The organism is Micromonospora sp. CPCC 206061 (assembly GCF_036906915.1).
In the GTDB taxonomy this organism is placed as follows: Bacteria; Actinomycetota; Actinomycetes; order Mycobacteriales; family Micromonosporaceae; genus Phytohabitans.
On record NZ_JBAKHX010000179.1, the window covers coordinates 1 to 2,862 of the forward strand.

Sequence of the window (2,862 nt, forward strand, 5' to 3'; positions counted from 1 at the left end):
CGCAGTGGTGGCAGTGTTGGCGGGTGTCGGCGACGCCACCACCCGACACAGTGACCGCCTGACGTCGACAACGGCCTGAACTGCGGCCACAGGTACCCACGCGGCAAGGATGACGAGGATCCTGGCCGATACCATAGGGGGGTATAGTGCGAGGTGTGGAGGAGCCTCGCAGAGAGAAAACGTGATGACGACGACCAGCTACCCCGTTTCAGGCATGATCTGCGCATATCGCCTCAACCCGGACAAATGACGGCGAGGAGCGAGCTGTCATGACGTCGTCGAACACTCCACCGACGCTGCCAGTCGCCACCGGCCTGATCGAATTGCAGATCGGCGGGATGACGTGCGCGTCCTGTGCGGCGCGGATCGAGAAGAAGCTCAACAAGCTCGACGGCGTGACCGCGACGGTCAACTACGCCACCGAGAAGGCCCGCGTGGAGTTCCCGGCGGCCATGACCCCGGCGGAACTGATCGCCACCGTGGAGAAGACCGGCTACACCGCTCGGATCCCGAAACCGCAGGCCGCCGCCGAGAACACCGCCGGTGACGGTGAGCAACAGCACCTGGAGGCGCTGCGCCTTCGCCTGTGGGTCAGCGTAGCCTTGGCGGCACCGGTCCTCGCGCTGTCGATGATTCCGGCGCTTCAGTTCACCAACTGGCAGTGGTTGACCGCGATCCTCGCGGCTCCGGTCGTCGTGTACGCGGGATGGCCGTTCCATAAGGCGGCCTGGACCAACCTCCGCCACGGCGCCGCCACCATGGACACCCTGATTTCCATCGGCACCCTGGCGGCGTTCGCCTGGTCCATGTACGCGCTGTTCTTTGGCGCCGCCGGCGAGCCCGGCATGACCCACCCGTTCCGGTTCACCATCGAACGCACGGCCGGGACCGACAACATCTATCTGGAGGTCGCCGCCGGAGTCACCGCCGCGATCCTGGCCGGCCGCTACTTCGAGGCGCGCGCCAAACGCCGCGCCGGCGCCGCCCTGCGAGCCCTGCTGGATCTGGGCGTCAAGGACGTCGCCGTACTGCGCGACGGTCGAGAGGTACGCATCCCTACCAACCGGCTCGCGGTCGGCGACCGGTTCGTCGTGCGTCCGGGAGAGAAGATCGCCACGGACGGCGTCGTCGAAGAGGGAAGCTCCGCGGTGGATGCCAGCATGCTGACCGGCGAGTCAGTGCCAGTGGAGGTCGCACCCGGCGCCCCGGTGGTCGGCGCAACCGTCAACGCCGGCGGCCGCCTGGTTGTGCGAGCCACCCGGATCGGGGCCGACACCCAACTGGCCCAGATGGCCAGGCTGGTCGAGGAGGCCCAGACGGGCAAGGCCGCCGTCCAGCGCCTCGCCGACCGGGTTTCCGCGGTGTTCGTGCCCATCGTCATCGCCCTCGCCGTTGGCACCCTCGGTTTCTGGCTGGGCGCAGGCGGTGCGGTCGGCGCCGCGTTCACCGCGGCGGTCGCCGTACTGATCATCGCCTGCCCGTGCGCTCTTGGCCTGGCCACACCCACGGCCCTGCTGGTGGGTACCGGTCGCGGCGCCCAACTCGGGATCCTGATCAAAGGGCCGGAGGTGTTGGAGTCCACCCGCCGGGTCGACACCGTGGTATTGGACAAGACCGGCACGGTTACGACCGGGCGCATGTCACTGGTGGACGTGATCACCGATGGCGACGAGGTCCAGGTGCTGCGCTCGGCCGGCGCGCTGGAGGACGCATCGGAGCACCCGATCGCCAGGGCGATCGCCGCCGCGGCGGCCGACCGGGTCGGACCGCTGCCGGGAGTCGAGGACTTCGCCAACCTCGAAGGGCTCGGCGTGTCCGGCGTCGTCGATGGCCGGCATGTTCTCGTCGGACGAGCCAACCTGCTGGCAGACCGCGGTTACGAGATATCGGCCTCGGCGACGCTGGCCGTCGCGGACGCGCAGGCGAAGGGGCGTACCCCCGTCGTGGTCGGCTGGGACGGCGAGGTCCGCGCCGTGCTCGTCGTCGCCGACACCGTCAAAGCGACCAGTGCCCAAGCGGTCCGTGAGCTGCGCCAGCTCGGGCTGACGCCAGTGCTGCTCACCGGCGACAACACCGCCGCCGCCCGCGCGGTCGCCGCCCAGGTCGGCATCGACGAGGTGATCGCCGAGGTACTGCCGGCGGACAAGGTCGACGTCGTCAAGCGGCTGCAGGCCGACGGCAAGGTCGTCGCGATGGTCGGCGATGGTGTCAACGACGCTGCCGCGCTCGCCCAGGCCGACCTGGGACTGGCCATGGGTACAGGCACGGATGTCGCGATCGAGGCGTCCGACCTGACGCTGGTCCGTGGCGACCTGCGAGTGGCCGCTGACGCGATCCGGCTGTCGCGAAAGACGCTCGGCACCATCAAGGGCAACCTGTTCTGGGCGTTCGCCTACAACGTCGCCGCCCTGCCGCTGGCCGCCGCGGGCCTGCTCAATCCGATCATCGCCGGTGCCGCGATGGCGCTCAGTTCGGTGTTCGTGGTCTCCAACAGCCTGCGCCTGCGCACCTTCCGACCGGTGGCAGGCGATTCCGTGTGACTTCCGGTTGGGCCTGATGGACGCCGACCGGACGGTCGCGCAACCATCCAGCAAGGTGACCGCCACGCCCGAAGGGGCGTGGCGGTCACTGCCTTTCTACTGCCGCGGTGCCAGCTTTACGCGGCGCAGTAGTTGCGCGTTGAGGGCAACCACGATCGTGGAGGCGGACATCAACACGGCGCCGATGGCGGGGCTGAGAGTCAGTCCGGCCCAGGCCAACACGCCCGCCGCGAGCGGGATGGCCACGATGTTGTAGCCAGCCGCCCAGCCCAGGTTTTGGACCATCTTGCGGTATGACGCCTTGGACAGCCGGATCACGCCG

1 protein-coding gene and 1 pseudogene are annotated in these 2,862 nt (G+C 69.0%); one reads left to right on the forward strand and one right to left on the reverse strand.

Going from position 1 to position 2,862, the window contains the following annotated elements:
* Positions 1-269 precede the first annotated feature (269 nt).
* Positions 270-2,540 (forward strand): heavy metal translocating P-type ATPase, encoded by a 2,271-nt coding sequence (locus tag V6V89_RS41155; protein WP_334625166.1) that lies wholly within the window; start codon positions 270-272, stop codon positions 2,538-2,540.
* A gap of 96 nt (positions 2,541-2,636) precedes the next feature.
* On the opposite strand, the pseudogene V6V89_RS41160 reads toward V6V89_RS41155, so the two are convergent.
* Positions 2,637-2,862 (reverse strand): annotated as a pseudogene (locus V6V89_RS41160) (heavy metal translocating P-type ATPase); the annotation flags it as partial.